This window comes from Gloeomargarita sp. (assembly GCF_053491055.1).
On record NZ_JBRCEP010000016.1, the window covers coordinates 1 to 21,669 of the forward strand.

A 21,669-nucleotide genomic window follows, 5' to 3' on the forward strand; every position below is an offset into this window, starting at 1 on the left:
CGTTTGTTGCAGGTGAGCGATGACCATTTGGTGCATCTCATCTACCGCGTACCTCCAAAACATCGCTATATCACTTTTGAAATTCCCAAACGCGCAGGGGGAACGCGCACCATTGCCGCACCCGTGACCGCCTTAAAACTAATTCAGCGCCGACTCAATCGTGTTTTGCAGGCGGTATATGAGCCAAAACCATCGGTGCATGGGTTTGTCCCTGGCCGCAATATCGTCAGCAATGCTCAACCGCACGTGAAGCGACGTTATGTTTTGAATCTGGACTTGAAAGACTTTTTCCCCTCGATTAATTTCGGGCGCGTGCGGGGAATGTTTATGGGGTCTCCCTATCACTTACCCGAACCTGTCGCCACTGTACTGGCGCAAATTTGTTGTCATAACAATCAGCTACCCCAGGGTGCGCCAACTTCGCCGGTCATTACCAATATGCTGTGCGCCCAGATGGATAGGTGGTTACAGCAGTTGGCGCACAAAAACCAATGCACCTACACCCGCTATGCGGATGATTTGACATTTTCTACCAATATGCCAAAGTTTCCGGCGGATTTAGCAATTGAGGTTGCCACAGAGACAGGAATTATCATTCAAATTGGTGAACCCCTGCGTCACATTATCGAAAGTAGCGGTTTTTTGATCAATGATGAAAAAGTGAGATTACAGAAGCGGGGACACCATCAAGAAGTAACGGGGTTAACTACGAATGAATTTCCCAATGTTGACCGTCGCTATGTGCGGCAAATTCGCGCGATGCTCCATGCGTGGCGTAAGTACGGCCCACAAAAAATACTATCTGTGAGAAGTAAATCCAATCACCCCATCTACTACGAGAGTTTTGCCAAGTTTAAGCAGATTTTACGTGGGAAGATTGAGTACGTTGGTTTAGTCAAAGGCAAATCATCCCCGATTTACCAACGGTTCCTTGATGAGTTTTCCTACCTTGTCAGCATGGGGCGATGAATTGCGTCACCCGCAAAAGCCAGCAGGTGATGTAAGTCATTTGCAGGTAAAACCAAATGTCACAAACTTGTTTGAAATGCGTTACTCAGAAAGCCTATTGTCAGGAATGGCATCCATTCCTTTGGGAAGGCATGGCACTAATTGTAATAAAATTGTAATAATAAACAACCTTATTTGGATGGCACTACCTTCCTGCCTAGGTTTGAGAACTTTTTTCTTGGGGAATTGGGGAGAAGGCTGCAGTGAAGACCCGCTTGGGTAGGTATCTCAAGGATTGGCATCAAAAAGGCGGCACCCAGATTCGAACTGGGGAATAAAGGTTTTGCAGACCTCTGCCTTACCACTTGGCTATGCCGCCATTGCACCCCTCATTCGGATATATTAGCATGATGGCTCTTGTCCTGATGGCCCCCATGACCGGTTGGTTCATCTCGCTCGAAGGCATCGAAGGTGCGGGCAAGACTACCCAAACCCGATTACTCGCGGATTGGTTGACCCAAAAAGGACATGACGTGCTGGTTACCCATGAGCCGGGGGGGACGCCTGTCGGACAATCCCTGCGCCAACTCCTGCTCCAGCACACCCTGCCCCAACGCACAGAACTTCTCCTCTACGCCGCTGACCGGGCTGCCCATGTAACCCAAGTACTTAAACCGGCACTACAAAGCAATAAAGTTGTCCTCTGTGACCGCTACATAGATTCCACGGTGGCTTACCAAGGTTGGGGACGGGGGCTGGATATGACGTTGATTGACCAGATGAATCAGGTGGCGACCGAGGGTTTGACTCCGGATTTGACCCTGTGGTTGGATGTGCCGGTGGCGGTAGGGTTGGCTCGCGCCCAGGGACGGGGGGCTTTGGACGAGATGGAACAGGAATCCCTGGCGTTTCACGAGCGGGTGCGCCAAGGGTATCAATACCTCAGTACTCAGCACCCGGAACGTCTGGTGCGGATTGCGGCGGAATTGCCGGTTGACCAGGTGTTTCAGCAGATTTGTCGGGCGGTGGCGGCGCGCTTTCCCGGTGCCAACGGATGCCAATAAATAGGTCGTAAATAAATCCCCAAAAACTCTTGGGTTCCAGTAAGCCTAGGGTCTGGGGGGAACCGTGGGCCGTCAACGTCGGTTGCATTAAGTAGTAAACCCGTTGGTAGTGATACCAGGGAATCGAAGGCCACAGGTGGTGAATCAAATGATAGTTTTGCCCCAAAATCAACCAGTTCCAAATCCGGCTGGGATACACCCGCGCATTGGTCCAGCGACCCCGGTCCCGAAACGGACGGTGCGGCAAATAATCAAAAAACAAACCCAGGGCCAAACCCACCACCAAAGCCGGGGAAAACCAAAAATTCATAATATATCCCAAAAAACCGTAGTAGCAGGCCAGCCCAATGATCCCGGCAACAAGCAAACGGCTAATGCCCCATTCCCACAAATCATTCTTTTGCCACAGACGGCGTTGAAAAAAATAGATTTCGTGATAGAAGAATCGGGCGGCAATCAACCACAATGGCCCCCCTGTGGACACAAAATGATCCGGGTCATTTTCCGGGTCGTTGACGTGGGCATGGTGCTGAATATGCACCCGCGTAAATACCGGAAACGTAAACCCCAAAATCAGGGCACTCACATGCCCCAAAGCCGCATTGACCCAAGGGTTGCGGTGGGCCGCCTGGTGGGAGGCATCGTGGATCACCGTCCCCGCCAAATGCAGCGCCAACACGTTGCATGTAAAACAGACCGGTGCCCACCACCCCCAACACCAATACCCCAAGGTACTCGTCACCAACAACCCCACCGATAGCACAAACAACCCGACCGTCGGGTTCACCAGCGTTGGGGGCGCAACCAGAAACTCCTTTGGCGGTAGGCGCAACACCGGGGTCGCAACCATGAATCTCAACTCCTCCAAAACAACAGGGTAACCACAACCCCATTGTTCACTATACGACAGAATGAGAAGCAAAGTAAATTTTTGTTAATTTGTGCTGCGGCTTTCAGGCTTGGCTTACCCGCACCAGTTGTTGCAATTTCTCCCAGGCAGCGCCGCTGGCGAGAATGTCCTGGGCCAGGGCGATCCCGGCGCCGATGCTGTCGGTTCGCTCTGCCGTCCAAAGGGCAATGCCGCTGTTGAGCGCCACCACATCCCGTTGGGCCGTTGTCCCCCGGCCTTGCAGAACGTTGGCTAAAATGGCGGCATTGTCTCGCACGTCTCCCCCCGCCAAGGCCGTCAGGGGGGCAGGGGTCAAGCCCCAGGTCTGCGGGTCAAGGGTTTGCCGTTCTTCCCCCAACATCATATCGGTACAGTCGCCCAACCCCGCTTCATCCAGCCCTTCCCGACCATGCAACACCACCGCCTGCCTGCGCCCCAACTGCTGTAATGCCGCGGCCATTACCGGCACCAGTTCTGCCTGATAGACCCCCACCACCTGGTAACAAGGGCGCAAGGGATTCACCAGCGGGCCAATCAGGTTAAACACCGTGCGAATTTTCAAGGTTTGCCGCAGACCCGCCACCGCCTTCATCGCCGGATGCCAGCCAGGCGCAAACAGAAACGTAATCCCCACCTCCCGGAGCATGGCCACCGCCCGTTCTACCCCCGGATGCAGGCGCACCCCCAGAGCTTCGAGCACGTCTGCTGAGCCGACCCGACCGGACGCCGACCGATTCCCATGTTTGGCCACCGGCACCCCCGCCGCCGCCGCCACCAACGCCACCGCCGTTGAGATATTAAAGGTTCCTGCCCCATCGCCCCCCGTGCCACAGGTATCCAAACAAGGGGGTATTGCGCTCAAATCAGCGGCCACCGCCTGGTCCTGCACCGCCTGGGCCATCGCTGCCAACTCGGCCGCCGTCACCCCCTTGGCCTGCAGCGCCACCAAGATTCCCCCTGCCAAGGCTGGCGGCAGTTCTGCGTGCAACCAGGCCCGCATCAACGCCTTGGCTTGCTCCGGCGTCAGGGGTTCCCGGTCGAGTAATTGCTGGAGTAGGGCAGGCCCAAGAGTGGTTTCCTCAGACATAGATCGTGCCCAGGTCATCGGCTGGGGGCACATCCTGCCAACGTCCCGGCCCCACCGCCTGCAAAGCGTGGCGCAGGTCAATATCCCCCGTGTACAGCGCCTTGCCGATGATCACCCCCGCTAGCCCCAGGGGTTCCAAAGCCAACAGCGCGAGCAAATCCGTCATCGCGCCGACCCCCCCGGAGGCCAACACCGGCACCGATACCTGCGCCAACAGACCCCGCAGTCCGTCCATATCCGGCCCGGTCAGGGTCCCATCCCGCTCAATCGCCGTATAGATCAATCCGGCCACCCCCCCATCCAGCCAATCCTGCACCAGGGCATCCATCGCCATCCCCGTCGGTTCCTGCCAGCCCGCCACCGCCACCTGTCCCTGGCGGGCATCCACACTCACCCAAATTTTCCCAGGAAATTCCGCGCACCACTGCCGACACAGGTGCGGTTGTTTCACCGCCACCGTCCCCACAATCACCCGGTCGGCCCCCAGGTCCACCAACTGTGCCACCGTCGCCGTTTCCCGAATGCCGCCGCCTACCTGCACCGGAATATCCACCGCTTGAATGATCCGGCGAATCACCTCCAGATGGTGCGGGATGCCCGTCCTTGCCCCGTTCAAATCCACCACGTGCAACCGCTTGGCTCCGTGCGCCACCCACGCCTGCGCCATACGTACCGGGTCACTGCTAAACACTTCCGACCGGGCATAATCCCCCTGCACCAGCCGGACACATTGCCCATCGAGCAAATCAATCGCCGGAATCACATCCATAGGCACTAGATACTCATTCCTGTTCCCCCCACTGATAAATTAACCGATTTTTCCCCTGCGGGAATCCCCTTCTGGCCCATTTTTTGCACAGGATGAAAACCTCTTAGCCCACCATCTGCGCCAATTTGGCCCGGTACTCTGCCGCCGTCCACATCTGCCATGCGCCCCCACCCATGAGTTCCAACACCTTTTGGTGATAATCCACCAAGGTTGGCCGGTGTCCCACACTCAAATACACCACTGATGTCTGTTGCAATTGCTGATATAAATGCCGTTCATTGGTCACATCCAAAGCACTGGTCGCCTCATCTAAAAGAGCGTAACGGGGTTGGGATAAAAACAGCCGGGCAAAGGCCAACCGCTGCTGTTCCCCCAAAGACAACACCATCGGCCAATCGAGAATTTCCTCCCAATTAAACCGGTCGGTTAAATAGCCCAAATTCACCCGGTCCAACACCTTTTGCAGTTGCTCATTCGTAATGGTTTCGTCATTGGCAGGGTACAGCAATTGCTCGCGCAAGGTGCCCAGCACCATGTAGGGCCGTTGGGGCAAAAAGAGCATTTCGCGAATATCGGGGCGCACCACAATCCCCGCCCCATTGCGCCACAAACCCGCTACCGCTCGCAGAATCGAGCTTTTCCCCACACCACTTGCCCCCACAATCAACAGCCGTTCATCCGGGGCTAAATTCACCGTCAAATCCCGCACCAATTCCTGCTCCAAATTAGGCGTGAACAACGTCATTTTTTGGATGCTCAATTGCTGGGCAGTTTGGATTTGAATTTGATTTTCTTGATGGACGTTTTTTCTGGGTTCCTGCAAAATCTCATAAAATTCCCCCAGGCGATTGATACTAGCGGCAAAGGCAGTAATACCCTCAATTTGATTGATGATTAAAGACACCGAATCAAGTACCTGTCTAAACGCAAATCCACCCTGGGTAATGTCACCAAACCTCAGTTGCCCAGCAAAGTAACGGGGAGCCAAAATAAGTGCTGGTATAATCATAGTAAGGTAGTTGTAACCTGTTGTGAAGTAAGCGAGATTTCTTTGCCATTTAATTAAAAAATCAAAGTTGGCAAGCACACGGCGGAAGCGTCTATTAATACTCTGTTTTTCTTGCGACTCACCCTGGTAGAAAGCAATAGATTCTGCATTGTCACGAACATGAACTAAGCTATACCGAAAATCAGCTTCTAGGCGGAGTTGTGCAAAGTTTAAACCTATTAGTTTCTTGCCGAAAAATACTGTGATAATTGTTGCGGCTGTTGCATATATGATCAGACCAAAAGTCAATGATTTGGAAATAGAGAATAAAATTCCTGTAAACGAAATTAAATCAATAATTGAGCGAAGAATGATTAAAAGGAAGGATAGAGTTACACGAGTAAAAGAGGCTACATCCTGGGTAATTCGCTGATCGGGATTATCAATTTCTGTGTGAGAAGAGTTGGAATCCAATTCATAATATGCACGATTTGCAAGATAGTTGTTCAAAAATAAATTCGTCAACCATTCTCGCCACAAAAGTCCAAGTTTTTGCTGGACGTATTCGTAAATTACGACAATGGGAGTACCTACAACAAAAACCCCAGCATATACAAACAGAAAAGTCCAAAATTGCGGTTGATTCCTCTCTGATAATGCTGTTTGAAAAAAATTACTTACATAGCTAATTACAACATTAAGACCGCTGACCGACAAAGATAAAAAAAGCAAGATAGTTAATAAACTCCATTGTCTCCAGCGAGAACGTAGATTCTCAAATAATAGACCAAACGTTAGAATAGGAATAACAATGCCCAATCCTGTGATGATTGCAAAAGGTGACTGCAAAAGGCTAACCAGTTTATCCGCAAGTCCAGGTGCAATTCGATTAGTGAACGCAGCGTTAAAATTATAACCAGTTAAAACAACACTACAGGTTAGAAAAAACAGGAGAGAGAAAGAAAAGTAAAAAGATAATGCTAGTAAAGCTACAAAAATGGAGAAAGACCTTCTACCCAAAGGATAAAAGTAAGGTTGGGCAACCATTGTAAACCGACGCCACAACTGGCGGTCAAAGTTAAACTGCGGTGTTGTCGTTGTGCCACTGGTCACGGCAGTCCACCCCACCCACAACACAAATCCTGTCGAGTATAGCCTAAATCGGGCCTCCCCTGACCGCACGGCCTGTCTCCGGGGGAAGATACCACCTGTTTGTGTCGCCAACCCCTTCCCTGCGTTGCGCACTCCCGAAAATCCCTAAAAATTGTGAAAATGGTTCAGAGGGGACAGAACACAACCGGCGCTTGCTGCTGCCCCAGCCCTATGGCCCCACCATGGACAGAATGACATGGATTAAGAAATAATGTGAATACTTAGATGCCTTTGCTGGCGGCTGGCGTCCATGAGCTACTGCCTTAACCCCGATTGTCCTCGACCCGGACACAATCCCCCTGACGCTTTAATTTGTCAAGCCTGCGGCAGTAGCCTAGTGTTGCAAAATCGTTACCGACCGTTGCGTCCCTTGGGGCAGGGGGGGTTTGGGCGCACCTTTTTGGCGGTGGATGAGGATAAACCCTCGAAACCCAAGTGTGTGGTCAAACAGTTTTTGCCGATGGAGATGGATGCCCAGTCCTACGCCAAGGCTTCGGAGCTTTTTCACCGGGAGGCACTGCGGCTGGATGAACTGGGGCACCACGACCAAATCCCCAACCTGTACGCCTACTTTGAGCAGGACAAACGTCAGTACATTATTCAGGAATATATTGACGGGAATAATTTGGCGCAGGAGTTGCAACTCTACGGGCCGTTTAACGAGGCCAAGGCGCTGCAATTCTTGCGGGATTTGGTGCCGGTGTTGGAGTTTGTGCATAACCACCATGTGATTCACCGGGATATTAAACCGGAAAATGTGATTCGCAGTCGGGCCAATGGCAGGCTCTATCTGGTGGATTTTGGGGCGGCCAAGTTCGCGCCGAGTACTTCCATGTCCAGTTTACGCACGATTATTAGCAGTGCTGGGTTTACCGCCCCGGAGCAAATGGTGGGCAAGGCGGAATTTGTCAGCGATTTGTACAGCTTGGGGGTGACCTGTGTGCACCTGATGACCGGGCGTTCGCCCCTGGAACTGTACGATATGTCCCAGGATGGCTGGGTCTGGCAGGATTACGTGGCTGAGCCGGTGAGTCCAGGGTTGGCCCAGATTTTGAACCGCTTGTTGGAACGGGCGACCCGCAAACGCTACCAGTCGGCGGCGGAGGTGCGGCGGGATTTGGAGGCACTAAACCAGGTCAGTCGCCTGGGGCTGGCCAACCCCTCCCGCTTGCAGCCAGCCGCTCGCCCGACACCTTCTAAGTTGGTGTTGAATTTTCCCCAACGGCAAAAAAGCGCTACGGTCAGCCAGGTGGCGGCGCCCAGCTGGGAATGTGTGTGTACGTTGGGGCCGTACAGCAACTGGATTACGGCAGTGGCGACGGCGGAGGCCCCAGGGGGGGGAACCTTGATTGCTGCTGCCGGGAAAGACGGGATTTTGCGGGTGTGGCAACTGAGCGGGCAGGAGCATTTGACGGTCACTACCCTGTGGTCCCATACCTACACGGCGCCGATTATGGCGGTGCAATTTACGCCGGATGGGCAGTCTGTTGTCGGTGGCTGCGAAGACCGCACGCTGCGGCTGTGGGATGTGGGCAAAGGGAAAATTACCCAGACCTTTGGGGGAATGTTTGCCAAGCACAGCAGTCCCATTTGTGCGCTGGCAGTCAGTCCCAACGGGCGCTTTGTGGCCAGTGGCAGCGAGGATAAAACGATTCGGATTTGGGAATTAAGTAGCGGCAAATGTCTGTGTACGCTCACGGGCCACAGCAGTTATGTGCGGGGGTTGTGTTTTACGCCGGATGGGTTTTTGTTGGTCAGCGGGGGGTGGGACAATACGTTGGTGATTTGGGAGGCGAGCAATGGCCGTTCCCTGCGCACCATCAGCGAGCCGTTTCGGTTTGGGGACAATGGGTTTAATGCGGTGGTGGTCAGCCCCGATAGCCAATGGATCGCCACGGGGAATGAAAACCGGCTGATTCACCTGTGGGATTTCAACAAGGGGGAGCAGGTGCATTCGTTCCCGGAGCAAAAAACTGCGGTGAGTGCCCTGGCGTTTGCGCCGCGGGGGAACATTTTGGTCAGCGGCAACCAGGATGGTTTGATTCAGACCTGGGATATGGTGTTGCGCCAACAGCGGGATACCCTCAAGGGACATACCAAGCAGGTCACCAGTTTGGCCTTCACCCCCGATGGGCAATTTCTCATTTCCGGGAGCCGGGACAATTCCATCAGGATTTGGCGACGCCCATGATCCTAGAGATTTTGACGCGGGCGGCGCAGGGCGAGGAGATTACGCCAGCGCAAGGGTATCTGCTGCTGACCGAACCCTACCCGTTGACCTGGCTCCAGCAGGCTGCCGACGACCTGCGCCGGAATTTGGTGGGGGAACCGGTCAGCTATGTGGTCAACTGCAATCTCAATTTCACCAATATCTGCGCCCAACACTGCGGCTTTTGCGCTTTTCGGCGGGATGCCCACCAGCCAGGGAGTTTTTGGTTAACGATGGAACAGGTGGCGGCCAAGGTGCGCGCAGCCGTAGCGCAAGGGGCGACGGAAATCTGTGTGCAAGGGGGCCTCAATCCCTACGCCCAACGCCAGGGCAGTGCGCTGGCTTATTACCGGGAGTTGGTCACCACGATCAAAACCACGGCTCCGAGCATCCATCTGCACGCTTTTTCGCCCCAGGAAATTCATTTCATCAGCCGCCAAGATGGGGTCAGTCCTGCCTATGTCCTCGCCAGCTTACAGGCAGCCGGGGTGGACTCCCTACCTGGCACGGCGGCGGAAGTCTTGGACGACCGGGTACGGCGGGTGATCTGCCCGGAAAAAATTGATACGGCCACCTGGCTGGGGATTGTCGCCCAGGCCCACCAGATGGGAATTCCCACCACCAGTACCATGCTCTGCGGCCATGTGGAAACCCCGGCCCAGCAGATACGCCATTTACACCGGCTGCGGGAGTTACAAAAACGCACAGGGGGGTTGACGGAATTTATCCTGCTGCCGTTTGTGGGGGCGCAGGCACCTGCAGCGCTGCGGCGACGGGTGGGACGCAGCCAACCGGATGTCCTGGCGACGCTGCGCTTAACGGCGGTGGCGCGGTTGTTTTTGGGGCGGTGGGTCAAGCATCACCAGCCCAGTTGGGTGAAGTTGGGGTTAGGGGGGGCGGTGCAGGCCCTGCAGTGGGGGTGTGATGACATTGGCGGTACTTTGATGGAGGAGCACATTACCACAATGGCGGGGGCGCAAGGGGGTACAAGCAAAACGGTGGCGGAATTGCAGGCGGCAATTGCCAGGATTGGTCGTCCCTCTTGGCAGCGCACCACCTTGTATCAGCCTTGTCAGCCTGGCGTGGAACTGGTAGCCTAGGCTTGGTGGGTGAGGGCATGCACGGATGGTATTCCCAGATGCCCTGGAACGGGCGTGGGTCGAGATTGATACGGCGGCATTAGCGGCAAATACGCGGGCAATTAAGGATTATCTAGGCAGCCATACCCAGTTGTTGGCGGTGATCAAAGCCGATGCCTACGGGCATGGGGCGGTGGCGGTGGCCGAGGTGGTTTTGGCGCACGGGGCGACTTGGCTGGGGGTGGCGACCCTAGGCGAGGCCATCCAACTGCGGCGGGCGGGCATCACGGCCCCGATTTTACTCCTGGGGGGGGTGCAGACGGTGCAACAGGTGCAGGCGTTGCGCTACTGGCGGGTGGAACCGACGCTGGCCACCTGGGAGCAGTTCCGGCTGTTGGCTGCGGTGGCGCAGGCGGAAGAGACGGTGCTGCCGGTGCATGTGGATGTGGATACGGGCATGTCGCGGTTGGGGATTCCCTGGCAGGAGGCCATTCCCCTGCTCCAGGCGGTCGCCGACAACCCGGCTGTGCGCTTGGCCAGTGTGTATTCCCATTTGGCGACGGCGGATGAGCCAGACCCCCAGTTTGTCTGGGTGCAGCAACAGCGGTTTAACCAGGTGCTCCAGGGGATGCGACGGTTGGGCATTGCCTGTCCGCTGGTTCATTTGGCCAATTCGGCGGGGATGTTGTTGGACAAACAATTGCATTACGATATGGTGCGGGTGGGATTGGCTTTGTACGGGTATGCGCCTGCACCTCACTTAGAAGGCATTGTGCCGTTGCAGCCGGTGTTGCAGGTGCGCGCCCGCATTACCCAGCTCAAAGACATTGCGCCGGGGACGGGGGTGAGCTATGGACATCGGTTTGTGGCGACGCAACCGATGCGTTTGGCGACGGTGGGGATCGGCTATGCCGACGGGGTGCCGCGGGGGTTGTCCAACCGCATGACGGCTTTGGTGGCCGGGCAACGGGTGCGGCAAGTGGGTATGATCACGATGGACCAACTGATGTTGGATGTGACGGCGGTGCCCAAGGTGCAGGTGGGGCAGATGGTCACCTTCATTGGTCGGGAGGGCAGCCACCACATCACCGCGCAGGATTGGGCGACGGCGTTGAATACCATCACTTGGGAAATTTTGTGTGGCTTTCGGCATCGGCTACCGCGGGTGGCGCCCCAATCGCTGGCCAAAGCCGGAGGTGCTGTGGCATAGGGCGGCTTACAACTGGGAAGATTCCTGGGAGCGATTGTTTTGCCAAGTGCTGCCAATGCCCTGCAAAATGCCCCGGCCAATCAAACCCAAGCCCCGGCCAATGATGCGGGTGAGCAGATAGGCGCTGGTGCGGCCAAGGTAATTTGCCACAGCGCGCAAGATGGGCGCTATGGCATCTTGGAACTCCAACCAGAGGGTGACCAGCCAGGGAATGCCCCGCAGTTGCGCCAGTTCCGCCGTGCGCCCCGCATACACCGAGTACTGGACAATCGCTTGGTCTTGAATCCGCAGCAGTTGATAACGGCTTTCAAAAATCGCCCGCGGTTCGTCCCAGTAGCGTTGCCAGCGGTAGCGTTGGGACAGTTGGTTGCGCAGCCGTTCGGTTTCCCGGGTCGAAAGCAGGTTGCGGCGATAAAACCGTTGCTTGACGGATTCGTGGTGGGGAAAGCAGTTGAGCAGGGGTTGCACCACGGCGTTGGCCACCTGCAGCACCAAATTTTCCAGCAAAACGGCGGCGTGGTCGCTGGCGATTTGGCTGTTGGCCGCGTACAAAACCCCATCGATCTGCAGGGGCATCTGGTACAGGTGAAAGCCCAACAGGTCGCCAACCAGGGGAATTTTCGCCAAAATGGCCGCCCGTACCGTGTCCCGTTGCGCCAGCAGCGTATCGAGCACCTCCTGGCCGTCAATCCGGTAATACCGTCCGACAAAATCCGTCAAGGCTTCCTGCCACAGCCGTTCTACGAATTCCGGGCAGCGGGCGGTGACCTCCTCTAGGGTAATCTGGGCGGCCTGCAATTCCGCCAGCAGCGCTTCCCACCGATTGAGAATGATATTCCAGAGTTCCCGTTGCTTTTCAAACCGCAGCAGGTCGGTTTCCAACAGCAAACCACTGGTGTTGGTCAAGGGTTGGTTGAATTTCTGCCGCACTCGGCTAAGGCGTTCGCTGCTCGGGAGGGCTAGGGGGGGACGGGTCACGGCAGGGGGAGGCGCCATCACCGCGCCTGGTCGCCATAGCCAGGTCAACAGCCAGCGGGCCGCCTGGAGTTCCCGCATCCGCCCCCGGATGAGCTGGGTTTCCAGCCAGGGACGGGGACGTTGTGCCCACTGTTGGCATTGCGCCAGGGCCGCCTCGATCTGCGCCAACCCCTGGTGATACAAGTGGGAACGCCAGCGGGGGGTGAGGGTGTCCGGTTGCAACCAGGGCGAATAGCCCCCCAAAATGGCCTGCATCCATTGCCAGAGGGTGGTTGCCGGGGTGGTGCGCTCCACGTAGGCCGCCAGGCCCAGTTGTTGCCATTGCAGCAGGCGGTCCCGGCGCACCGGCGGTCCCAAGGCCAGAATCGGCAGGTGGGGGTAACGGCGGCGCAGGGATTGGCACAGGGGAATGTCCTCCGGTTCCACATCCACCACCAGCAAATCCACCAGGGGCTGGGTCTGTTGCAACCGTTCGCCCAGCAGCGTTTGCAAATCCCCCGGCTGGTCGCTGGTCACCACCTGCGCCAGTTGCTGTTCCTCCAACCAGCGCGAAAGACCCAAGCGCAAAATCGGTTCCCGACTGCTGAGCAAAATCACCGGTTGCGGCGCCCTAGGTGCAGTCATCGGCGACCCTGCTTGTTTTGTTGGGCAAAGTAGGCTTCCAGCACCCGGAGCGTTATGGGGCCGGCCACACTGCCCCCGCCACCGCCGGAATTTTCCCCAAAGGCCACCACCACCAGTTCCGGGTTATCCGCCGGAGCGTAGGCGCCAAACCAGGTGTGGCTGGGGCGGGGGGGGTCTTCTGCCGTGCCGCTTTTGCCCGCAATCGGGGGTAAATGGCGGACGTTGAGGGCCGTGCCGGTGCCGGCGGTCACCACCCGCCGCAACCCCTGCCGGAGAATCGCCAAAGTCGTCGGTTTGAGGCCAATGGGCGTGCGTCTGGGAGTATCCCCCGGCGACCGGTACAGATGGGGACGCACCCGGTACCCCCCATTGGCCACCGCCGCAAACATCACCGCCAGTTGTAACGGCGAAGCCTGCATAAACCCCTGGCCGATGGACATGTTAATTGTATCCCCCACGTACCAGGGTTCCTTGAGGGTTTGCCATTTCCAAGCCGCATCCGGCACCAACCCTTTGGCCTCTTCGGCTGCCAATTCGATCCCGGTTTTTTCCCCAAACCCATAGCGGCGGGACCACTCGGCAATCGCTTGCTCTTTTACCCCCAGGGCGATCTGATAAAAAAACGTATCGCTGCTCCAGGCCATCGCCCCGACAAAATCCAAAGGCCCAAAGCCCGCCCGGTTCCAGTCCCAAAACTGAATCCCGCCTACCGTCAAAAAGGGAAAGGTCGGTAAAACCGTATGGGGGCTAAAGCGACCGGATTCCAACGCTGCCGTCGTGGTCACAATCTTAAACGTACTGGCCGGGGGGTAAACCTGCAATGCCCGATTCACAAAGGGAAAATTGCGCCGCTGCAATTCCTGCCACTGCTGGGGGGTCACCCGCCCGGAAAAGATATTGGGGTCAAAGCCCGGATAGCTGACCATCGCCCGCACCGCCCCATCTCTGGGGTCAAGGGCCACCACTGCCCCCCGGCGGTTCCCCAAGGCTTGGGCGGCTGCCTTTTGCAGCTCCAAATCCAACGTCAAGGTGACATCCTGCCCCGCCACCGACGGCTTTTTACCCAGGATACGCAACACCTGCCCGCGGGCGTCCACTTCCACCTGTTGCCCCCCCCATTCGCCCCGCAGGCGGGATTCCAAGGCAGCTTCCACCCCCATCTGGCCGATCACATCCCCCAAGCGGTAATTTTCCCCTTGGCGGGCCTTGAGTTCCTGCTCGCTGATTTCCCCCGTATAGCCCAACACATGGGCAAACAGTTCCCCATACGGGTAGGAACGGATGGGTTCGGCATTGAGAATCACCCCTGGCAGGTGGTCGCTATGCTCCAGCAGCGCCGTAATTTGCGCCGGGCCAATCCCCCGCGCCAACCGCAACAGGTAGGGCGAATAGTACCCCGCCTGTTCCAGCCGATTTTGCATTTCCTTTTCCGGGATGTCCAGCAGCCGCGCTAGGGTGGTGAGGGTTTGGCGCCACTGCTGGGGGCGTTGGGCAATCGGCCAGAGAAACACAGAATAGGACAGCCGACTTCCCGCCAACAGCCGTCCCTGCCGGTCAAAAATCCGCCCCCGATCCGGCGGTTTGGGAATCAGACGGATGCGGTTGTTATCCGCCATCTGCCGGTATTCTTGCCCCTTGACCAGTTGCAAATAGGCCAAGCGGCTGCCAATCCCCCCAAACAGCACCAAACTGATCCCGACCATCAGCACCACCGCCTGCCGTCCCCGGCCAATGCCCACTTCTGCCCAGGGGGACTCCCGCAAACGCACCGTCTGTTGCCACAGCACCATCGGGTATGGGGGAAAAACACGAACGTAACGTTATTTCAGTTATATAAGTTATCAATCAATTCATCGCGGGAATAGAGGTGACAGGTGGCAACCCTCAAGTGCTACAGTGGAAGGCGGTCGCGTGGGTTAGCCAAACAGGTGGGATGAATCTATGGAGTGAACTCGCTCAGAAACTGGCGCCCCCTGGCTACAAGCGTTTGGCCGGTGCGCTGGTGCGGCACGTCACCAAAGCCCCAACCAAGGCCAAATCCTCCCTAGAAGCCCAGGTGCGCGACCGGCTGGCCCAAAGGATTCCCGGCAGTCAAACCGAAGTGATGACCGCCTTTGGCCGCATTGATATTCTCACCCCTACCGAAGTGATTGAGGTCAAGCGCGCCAGCCAATGGAAACAGGCCATCGGCCAGGTAGAAATTTATCGCCAGGCTTACCCCCATCACCGCCCCCGCATCCATCTTTTCGGCAAAACCAAGCATCAAGCCCTGATTCAAAAACTATGTCGCAGTAAAGGCATCCGCTGTACGTTTGCAGATGACGAATCCTAGGGCCATAGCACCAAATTAGATGGTTTGATAACCCCTATCTGGGGTGAGATGGCAGTTCCCTCGCCCTCGCAGGAGGTGGCCTGTAAATGACTGTGAATTATCGTGAATTATCAATATCAAATTTCACGCTCACTCCTAATGGCTACGCCGGCAGGGCAATTGTTTCGGTGACACCGCAGAAGAGCTTGGTATAGCTAAGCATACAAAGGTTGACATGATATGAGTCGCTGGGCGTAGCCCCACAATGGCGTAGCCATGAATCCTAAGGCGACAACCTTAACCTACCTAGCTATAGCGCCGTACGACGGGGTGGAAAAGGCCGCTCGCGTTAGCGGGACGTAGTCCTTGAGCGACTGGAGTCGCCTGCCAATTACCCCGGTGAACGACCCGGACGGTGCGCGCGTAAGTAAGCGGAACCTGGCGAGTGGCAAGGAACGGTCTCGGGGTGTCTTGACCACGCCTTGGCGCATCCGTTGGTGGACTGCGTCAGCATCCCCCGACTTGAGGCAGTGGGAGTGTCAAAAAAAACACCCCTACAGCGCCCCGGCCACCGTCTGGTCAAACAGGCCATCCGTGCGGGTGAGATTCAGCATCTGCAAAACGGGTGCGCCGCCAGCGCCCTCAGGATAATCAATCACACTCACCGACCCATTGCCCTGTTTGAAGAGCCAAAAATGCGCGGGTGAAAGCTGAAATAACTGGCATAGGATTGCTTTGTTAATCGCATCGTGGGCGACGACCATTCCCTGTTGCCCCTCGTATTGGGTAATGATCTTGTGCCAAGCCCGGCCTGCCCGCTCCCAAACCTGGTTGAGATTTTCTCCCCCCGGCATTTGCACCTGCTCCGGCGTTTGGTGCCATTGCGCCAACATCCCCGGAAATTCCGCCTCGACCTCGGCGTGGAATTTGCCCTCCCACAACCCATGACTGATTTCTTGCAAATCGGGCATGACCTGCAAGGCAACGCCTGGGTGGGAAGCGAGGATCATTTCTGCGGTTTGGCGGGAACGACGCAAGGGACTGGTCACCGCAAAATCTAAGGCGACCTGGGCAAGTAATTGCTGCGTTTGGGTCGCTTGTCGTTGCCCATTGGCATTCAAGGGAATATCCCGCTGGCCTTGAAATTGACCCTGACGATTCCAATCCGTTTCCCCGTGCCGCACCAAATAAATCCGCGTTCCACCCTTGTATTTGGGAAATAAATTGCCGGTGTGAAACACCAAATTTAGGGCTTCCAATTGCACCCGTGCCGATTCCCAATTCACTACGGTCAGGCCACAATTGCTCTGTTGCAAACGAAAATAATGCGCTGGTTGCAGACCGAGTAATTGCACAAGCAGGATGCGATTGATGGTGGCATGCCCCACCACCAGCAGGGTTTGACCGGCATGTTTGGGCAAAACTTCCTGCCAAAACCGCGCGGCTTGCGCCAGCAATTCCAAGACAGGATACCGCCCCGCCATGACAAAGTGGTCCGGGTCGCTGCGCCAGGCGCGGTAATCCTGGGGGAACCGGGTGCGCACTTCCGCATGGGTCAACCCCTCCCACGCCGGTAGGTCAATTTCCAAAAGGTCGGGCGTCGGGGTGAGGGGCACCCCCGTCAACCCCAACAACTGGGCGGTTTCCTGGGCGCGGCGCAGGGGGCTGACGTAAATGTGGTCCACGCCGACCCCCTGGAGCAGTTGGCCGGTGGCCACCGCCATCGCCCGCCCCCGTTCGGTCAAGGAAGCGCCGTCCGAACGCCCCTGGACGCGGGATGCGACATTGAAGGTGCTTTCGCCGTGACGGGTCAGGAGAATCCGGGTGCGCATGGACCCAGGGGGTTACTTCACCGCCACTGTAGCACCCGCTTCGACCAGTTTGGCTTTGATTTTTTCCGCCTCCTCCTTGGGAATCCCCTCCTTGACCGCCTTGGGCGCCGCTTCCACCAAATCCTTGGCTTCCTTTAGCCCCAAACCCGTCAATTCCCGCACCACCTTCAAAATGGCAATTTTCTTGTCGGCGGGCACCGCTTCCAAGACCACGCTGAACTCGGTTTGCTCTTCCACCGGTTCTGCCGCCGCTGGTGCCGCCGGTGCTGCCCCGGCTACAGGCATCGGCGCTGCCATCATCATGCCGCCTGCCGGCGCCGCCGCACTCACCCCAAAGGCTTCCTCAATCTGTTTGACCAGTTCCGCCGCCTCTAACAGCGTCAGGGTTTTCAGTTCCGCCAAAATGGCATCGGTTTTTGCAGACATGGTTGTTTCTCCTTAACGCAAACATCACCAACCTTCATTGCGCACCGGCGGTTTCCTTCTGTTTGGCCACCGCCTGAATCGCCCGCCCTAAGGAAGCAGGCACTTCGTTGATGCCCGTTGCCAATTGGGTCGGCACCGCATGGAGCGCCGTCGCCAACTGGGTAGGCAGGGTTTTGAGCATCCCCGCCACCTTGGCCATCAACACCTCTTTGGGGGGCAGGTCGAGGACGGCTTTAATCCCCGCCTCGTCCAAGGCCTGCCCCTCCATAACCGCGCCCCGCAGTTCGGTTTTTTTGGTCGCTTTCTGGAATTCCTGGTAGGCCTTGACCGCCCCCGGAATATCCGCCTGCACCAACAAAAACGCGGTCGTCCCCTTGAGAAAACGCGCCATCGGCTGCCACGTCGGGTTGTCCCGAATGGCAATTCCCATCAGGGTATTTTTCGTGACCTTGCAAACGGTGCCCGTCGGACGCAACCGCCGCCGCAAATCCGTCATTTCCGCCACCGTCAACCCCTGATAGTCAATCACCAGGGTCATCTGGGTGCGCTTTAAGGTCTCCTGCAACTCGGCGACAATCGCCTGTTTATCCGCCAACGTCCGTCCCATACACAACTCCCAACAAAAAACCCGGTTTTGCGCCGGGCCACAGCAGACCTACCCCCAACGGGCAAATCGGCTGTTGACCTCGGCAGGAACTTTACCCAACAGGCACCTGCGGTCTGCGGTCACACCTACTCACACATGCGCATTGGGGGTTTTGCTCGATAGGCAACCTCCTCCTTCCCGACCCAACCACAAACCCTTAAGCTTCCGCCAGCTTCATCTCCCGCAACAGGTTAAAATCCACCTCAATCCCCGGCCCCATCGTCGCCGACACAAATAAACTGCGCCAGTAGCGCCCCTTGGCACCAGGGGGACGATTGCGGTCAATCGACTCCTGCACCGCCTTCAGATTCACCAACAGGTCCGCCGCCGGAAACGTGGCCTTACCAAACAAAACATGAACAATCCCCGACCGATCCGCCCGGTACTCCAACTTCCCCCTTTTGAACTCGGCAATCGCCGCCGCCAGGTCAAACGTCACCGTGCCCCCTTTCGGCGACGGCATCAACCCTTTTGGCCCCAACAGTTTCCCCAACTTGGCCACCTTGGGCATAATGTCCGGCGTGGCAATCAGCTTGTCAAAATCCAACCGCCCCCCGGCAATCTCCTCAATCAACTCCTCCGAACCATAGACATCCGCCCCGGCCGCCTGCGCTTCCGCCACCTTTTCCCCGCGCGCAATCACCGCCACCCGCACCGTCTGCCCCGTCCCCTTGGGCAAGGTCACCGTCGCCCGCAACTGCTGGTCGTTGAACTTGGGGTCAATCCCCAGCCGCACATGGGCCTCCACACTCTCCGGAAACTTGGCCGTTGCCGTCTCCTTGAGGAGAGCAATCGCCTCACTGGGTTCGTAGGGACGCGGCTCCACCTTGGCCAACAAGGCCCGCAACCGCTTGGACTGTCTCTTCATCCTGACTTCCTTTGGGGTACAACCGAGGTCACCCCTCTCCCCCACAACAAATGCAGCTATCCATTATAAACAACCCCCCAAACCCTGTCAATCCACAATCGTAATGCCCATTTGCCGCGCCGTACCGGCAATAGTTTTCATCGCCGCCTCAATGTTGTCCGTATTCAGGTCAGGCAATTTTGTCTGGGCAATTTCCCGCAGTTGCGCCCGGGTAATTTGACCAACTTTTTTCGCCTTGGGGTCCCCGGAACCCTTGGCCACCCCAGCCGCCTTCGCCAACAGTACCGAAGCCGGGGGTGTTTTCAGCACAAAGGTAAAACTGCGGTCTTCATAGATCGTGATTTCCGCCGGAATAATCATGCCCACTTTGTCGGCAGTTTTGGCATTGTATTCCTTGCAGAACATCATGATATTCACCCCGTGTTGCCCCAGGGCAGGCCCCACAGGTGGCGCCGGGTTGGCTTTCCCCGCCGGTAAAGCCAGTTTGACCACTGCCGTTACTTTCTTTGCCATCGTCAGTTTGGTTCCTTACGCAAAAACTAACTCTCTTTCTGGATTTGGTTAAATTCCAATTCCACCGGCGTTTCCCGCCCAAAGATAGATAAGAGCGCCTTGAGCTTGTTCCGCTCCGGGCTGACCTCGATCACCTCGCCGCGGAAATCCTTGAAGGGGCCAGAAATCACCACGATCAAATCCCCCGGCGCCATATCCACCTTCACCTTGGGTTCCTCAACCGCCACCGACTGGAAGACCCGCTCCACTTCCGCATCCGTCAGCGGCATGGGCTTGACATGGGTTCGACCACTACCCCGCCACTGCTGCGAGCCAACAAAGTTGATCACATGGGGGGTGTTGCGCACCAACTGCCAGGCTTCGTCGTCAATTTCCCACTGGCCCTGGGGCGTCCGCGTCGCCAGCATCTGCACATAAACATAGCCAGGGTAAATTTTTTCTTCCGTATTCTGGCGACTGCCGTCTTTGCGAATCCGTACCACCGGCGCCTGCGGGATTGCCACCTGCAAAATCCGATCCGTCATATCCAGAGTGCGACTGCGCTGCTCCAGGGTACTTTTGACCTTCTGCTCGCACCCCGAAGCCACCTGCACCACATACCAACAGGGGCGACCGACCCGTTCCTCCCCTTCAACCGAGTTCGCTGAGTACGTCATGGGAATAGCCGCTGGGACAACCACACAAACAACGTATCCACAAGATAAATCATGAGGGTGGAAGCCACCACCATCAAAATCACCGCCAACGACTCGCTTATGAGCTGCTGGCGCGTCGGCCAAATCACCTTTTTCAGCTCATTGCGCACCTCGTTAAGAAAATTCAACGGACCACCTGCCGTCGCCGGAGCCGTCGCTTCCTTCTTTTCCATGCAAACACAACGGGCAGCAAATGCCCGCCTATTTTCGGGCATTGTTTATGATAGCACAGGCTGAACCAATCGCTACCCCTTGTGCCCACCCAAATCCCGTGCTACTATAAAAGACCGTTCTAAAATTTCGGTTCTATGTCTCGCTATCGTGGCCCGCGTGTGCGTATCATCCGCCGGTTAGGGGAGTTACCCGGTTTGACCCGCAAGGTTGCCCGCAAACGCGTCAATCCGCCGGGTCAGCATGGGCAAGCCCCCCGCAAGCTGTCGGAGTACGCCAAACGGCTGGAAGAAAAGCAGAAGTTGCGCTACAACTACGGGCTGTCGGAACGGCAGTTGTTGCGGTATGTGCGGAAGGCCCGGCGGGTCAAGGGTTCCACGGGACAGACTTTGTTGCAGCTATTAGAGATGCGCCTGGACAACACGGTTTTTCGGCTGGGGATGGCGCCTACCATTCCGGCGGCGCGGCAATTGGTCGGGCACGGGCACATTCAGGTCAATGGCCGCACTGTCTATACCCCCAGTTACGAATGCCGTCCTGGCGATGTCATTACCGTTCGCCCCAGGGAAAGCTCCCGCAAATTGGTGGAAGCCTATGCCGAATATCCCGGCTTGGCGACCTTACCCACCCACCTAGAATTTGACAAGAACAAATTGGAGGGGCGCGTCACCGGGGTCGTCGAGCGGCAGTGTGTGGCACTCCAGATCAATGAACTGATGGTTGTCGAGTTTTACTCCCGCAAGGGTTAAGAGCAACCTCATACGGCTGTTTCAAGATGCAGGAATGGGCAAGTGTCAGCTCTCTTGCCTAGTTCCTTCCGCTGCATTAAGAGTTAGGAAAATCACCAAGGGTATGAAATCTCATTTACGCCCTGACAAGATGTTTCTCCTGCATCTGTCTTCTGACAAACCATACAGACCGGCACCGCATCAACAACCCCTTCTTTAGATACAGTCTTTTAAGTGGTTATGGGATACAGTTGAACCCCGCTTGCCGTCGGTCGATCACGTTGAACTTTTAGAATAATCAAGGCTTTTTGTATCCCTTAATTTATATAGTCATTTTTATTGAAAATGCAACATTTTATGAGAGGAGGGTGTAAGATGGGGAGGAAGGTGAGCATCAAGGAGGAGAATCAGAATGTGTTACAGTCTGGATTTACGGAAGAAGGTGATAAGTTTCATTGAGAACGGGAATAGTATCACCAAAG

General features: G+C 56.5%; 21 protein-coding genes, 1 tRNA gene and 2 pseudogenes. 10 read left to right on the top strand and 14 right to left on the bottom strand.

Annotated elements, in window-relative coordinates; all coding sequences use genetic code 11:
* Positions 1 to 30: 30 nt before the first annotated feature.
* Both ACWISF_RS01340 and ACWISF_RS01345 read left to right on the top strand, forming a co-directional pair.
* Positions 31 to 969: a reverse transcriptase domain-containing protein gene (locus ACWISF_RS01340; protein ID WP_448379816.1), complete on the top strand. Its 939-nt coding sequence runs from the start codon at positions 31 to 33 to the stop codon at positions 967 to 969.
* Positions 935 to 1,231, top strand: coding sequence for a hypothetical protein (locus ACWISF_RS01345; RefSeq protein WP_448379799.1), 297 nt, complete (start codon positions 935 to 937; stop codon positions 1,229 to 1,231). The genes ACWISF_RS01340 and ACWISF_RS01345 overlap by 35 nt, the downstream gene beginning before the upstream one ends.
* Positions 1,232 to 1,255: 24 nt before the next feature.
* Here ACWISF_RS01345 and ACWISF_RS01350 read toward each other — a convergent pair.
* Positions 1,256 to 1,327, bottom strand: a tRNA-Cys gene (locus ACWISF_RS01350).
* A gap of 55 nt (positions 1,328 to 1,382) precedes the next feature.
* On the opposite strand from ACWISF_RS01350, the pseudogene tmk reads away from it, so the two are divergent.
* Positions 1,383 to 1,967 (top strand): annotated as a pseudogene (tmk, locus tag ACWISF_RS01355) (dTMP kinase); the annotation flags it as partial.
* On the opposite strand, the gene crtR reads toward tmk, so the two are convergent.
* From crtR to ACWISF_RS01375, 4 genes are all read right to left on the bottom strand, one after another.
* Positions 1,891 to 2,862 (bottom strand): beta-carotene hydroxylase, encoded by a 972-nt coding sequence (gene crtR / locus ACWISF_RS01360; RefSeq protein WP_448379800.1) that lies wholly within the window; start codon positions 2,860 to 2,862, stop codon positions 1,891 to 1,893. The pseudogene tmk and the gene crtR sit on opposite strands and share 77 nt — an antisense overlap.
* A 103-nt stretch (positions 2,863 to 2,965) precedes the next feature.
* Positions 2,966 to 3,988 (bottom strand): anthranilate phosphoribosyltransferase, encoded by a 1,023-nt coding sequence (gene trpD / locus ACWISF_RS01365; protein WP_448379801.1) that lies wholly within the window; start codon positions 3,986 to 3,988, stop codon positions 2,966 to 2,968.
* Positions 3,981 to 4,757 (bottom strand): 1-(5-phosphoribosyl)-5-[(5-phosphoribosylamino)methylideneamino]imidazole-4-carboxamide isomerase, encoded by a 777-nt coding sequence (gene hisA / locus ACWISF_RS01370; protein ID WP_448379802.1) that lies wholly within the window; start codon positions 4,755 to 4,757, stop codon positions 3,981 to 3,983. The genes trpD and hisA overlap by 8 nt, the downstream gene beginning before the upstream one ends.
* Positions 4,758 to 4,860: 103 nt before the next feature.
* Complete coding sequence (locus tag ACWISF_RS01375; protein WP_448379817.1) at positions 4,861 to 6,792, bottom strand: ABC transporter ATP-binding protein/permease; 1,932 nt, start codon at positions 6,790 to 6,792, stop codon at positions 4,861 to 4,863.
* Positions 6,793 to 7,147: 355 nt separating this feature from the next.
* Here ACWISF_RS01375 and ACWISF_RS01380 point away from each other — a divergent pair.
* The 4 genes and pseudogenes from ACWISF_RS01380 to alr all read left to right on the top strand — a co-directional run.
* Positions 7,148 to 7,222 (top strand): annotated as a pseudogene (locus ACWISF_RS01380) (4-Cys prefix domain-containing protein); the annotation flags it as partial.
* Between the two features lie 12 nt (positions 7,223 to 7,234).
* Positions 7,235 to 9,088 (top strand): protein kinase domain-containing protein, encoded by a 1,854-nt coding sequence (locus ACWISF_RS01385; protein WP_448379818.1) that lies wholly within the window; start codon positions 7,235 to 7,237, stop codon positions 9,086 to 9,088.
* Positions 9,085 to 10,206, top strand: a complete 1,122-nt coding sequence (cofH, locus tag ACWISF_RS01390; protein ID WP_448379803.1) for a 7,8-didemethyl-8-hydroxy-5-deazariboflavin synthase subunit CofH — start codon at positions 9,085 to 9,087, stop codon at positions 10,204 to 10,206. The genes ACWISF_RS01385 and cofH overlap by 4 nt, the downstream gene beginning before the upstream one ends.
* 25 nt (positions 10,207 to 10,231) lie before the next feature.
* Positions 10,232 to 11,395 (top strand): alanine racemase, encoded by a 1,164-nt coding sequence (gene alr, locus ACWISF_RS01395; RefSeq protein ID WP_448379804.1) that lies wholly within the window; start codon positions 10,232 to 10,234, stop codon positions 11,393 to 11,395.
* Positions 11,396 to 11,401: 6 nt separating this feature from the next.
* Here alr and ACWISF_RS01400 read toward each other — a convergent pair whose 3' ends face one another.
* Both ACWISF_RS01400 and mrdA read right to left on the bottom strand, forming a co-directional pair.
* Positions 11,402 to 12,997, bottom strand: a complete 1,596-nt coding sequence (locus ACWISF_RS01400) for a DUF3685 domain-containing protein (protein WP_448379805.1) — start codon at positions 12,995 to 12,997, stop codon at positions 11,402 to 11,404.
* Positions 12,994 to 14,787, bottom strand: a complete 1,794-nt coding sequence (mrdA, locus tag ACWISF_RS01405; protein WP_448379806.1) for a penicillin-binding protein 2 — start codon at positions 14,785 to 14,787, stop codon at positions 12,994 to 12,996. Before mrdA ends, ACWISF_RS01400 begins: the two co-directional genes overlap by 4 nt.
* 143 nt (positions 14,788 to 14,930) lie before the next feature.
* Between mrdA and ACWISF_RS01410 the strand changes: the two genes are divergently transcribed.
* Entirely contained in the window at positions 14,931 to 15,329 is a 399-nt protein-coding gene (locus ACWISF_RS01410) for a hypothetical protein (protein ID WP_448379807.1), read from the top strand.
* Positions 15,330 to 15,862: 533 nt separating this feature from the next.
* Here ACWISF_RS01410 and ACWISF_RS01415 read toward each other — a convergent pair.
* The 7 genes from ACWISF_RS01415 to secE form a co-directional block, all read right to left on the bottom strand.
* The gene (locus ACWISF_RS01415) at positions 15,863 to 17,140 is read right to left on the bottom strand and encodes a histidine phosphatase family protein (protein ID WP_448379808.1); all 1,278 of its coding nucleotides are present in this window, start codon (positions 17,138 to 17,140) and stop codon (positions 15,863 to 15,865) included.
* 12 nt (positions 17,141 to 17,152) lie between these two features.
* Positions 17,153 to 17,566, bottom strand: coding sequence for a 50S ribosomal protein L7/L12 (gene rplL / locus ACWISF_RS01420; RefSeq protein WP_448379809.1), 414 nt, complete (start codon positions 17,564 to 17,566; stop codon positions 17,153 to 17,155).
* A 34-nt stretch (positions 17,567 to 17,600) separates the two neighbouring features.
* Entirely contained in the window at positions 17,601 to 18,173 is a 573-nt protein-coding gene (rplJ, locus tag ACWISF_RS01425) for a 50S ribosomal protein L10 (protein WP_448379810.1), read from the bottom strand.
* 196 nt (positions 18,174 to 18,369) lie between these two features.
* Positions 18,370 to 19,080, bottom strand: a complete 711-nt coding sequence (gene rplA, locus ACWISF_RS01430) for a 50S ribosomal protein L1 (RefSeq protein ID WP_448379811.1) — start codon at positions 19,078 to 19,080, stop codon at positions 18,370 to 18,372.
* 87 nt (positions 19,081 to 19,167) lie between these two features.
* Positions 19,168 to 19,593, bottom strand: a complete 426-nt coding sequence (gene rplK / locus ACWISF_RS01435) for a 50S ribosomal protein L11 (protein ID WP_448379812.1) — start codon at positions 19,591 to 19,593, stop codon at positions 19,168 to 19,170.
* Positions 19,594 to 19,619: 26 nt separating this feature from the next.
* Positions 19,620 to 20,249, bottom strand: coding sequence for a transcription termination/antitermination protein NusG (nusG, locus tag ACWISF_RS01440; RefSeq protein ID WP_448379813.1), 630 nt, complete (start codon positions 20,247 to 20,249; stop codon positions 19,620 to 19,622).
* Complete coding sequence (gene secE / locus ACWISF_RS01445; protein ID WP_448379814.1) at positions 20,246 to 20,461, bottom strand: preprotein translocase subunit SecE; 216 nt, start codon at positions 20,459 to 20,461, stop codon at positions 20,246 to 20,248. The genes nusG and secE overlap by 4 nt, the downstream gene beginning before the upstream one ends.
* Before the next feature lie 135 nt (positions 20,462 to 20,596).
* Between secE and rpsD the strand changes: the two genes are divergently transcribed.
* Positions 20,597 to 21,208 (top strand): 30S ribosomal protein S4, encoded by a 612-nt coding sequence (gene rpsD / locus ACWISF_RS01450; RefSeq protein ID WP_448379815.1) that lies wholly within the window; start codon positions 20,597 to 20,599, stop codon positions 21,206 to 21,208.
* Positions 21,209 to 21,599: 391 nt separating this feature from the next.
* Positions 21,600 to 21,669: IS630 transposase-related protein (locus ACWISF_RS01455; protein WP_448379819.1), on the top strand; the 70-nt coding region annotated here is incomplete at its 3' end.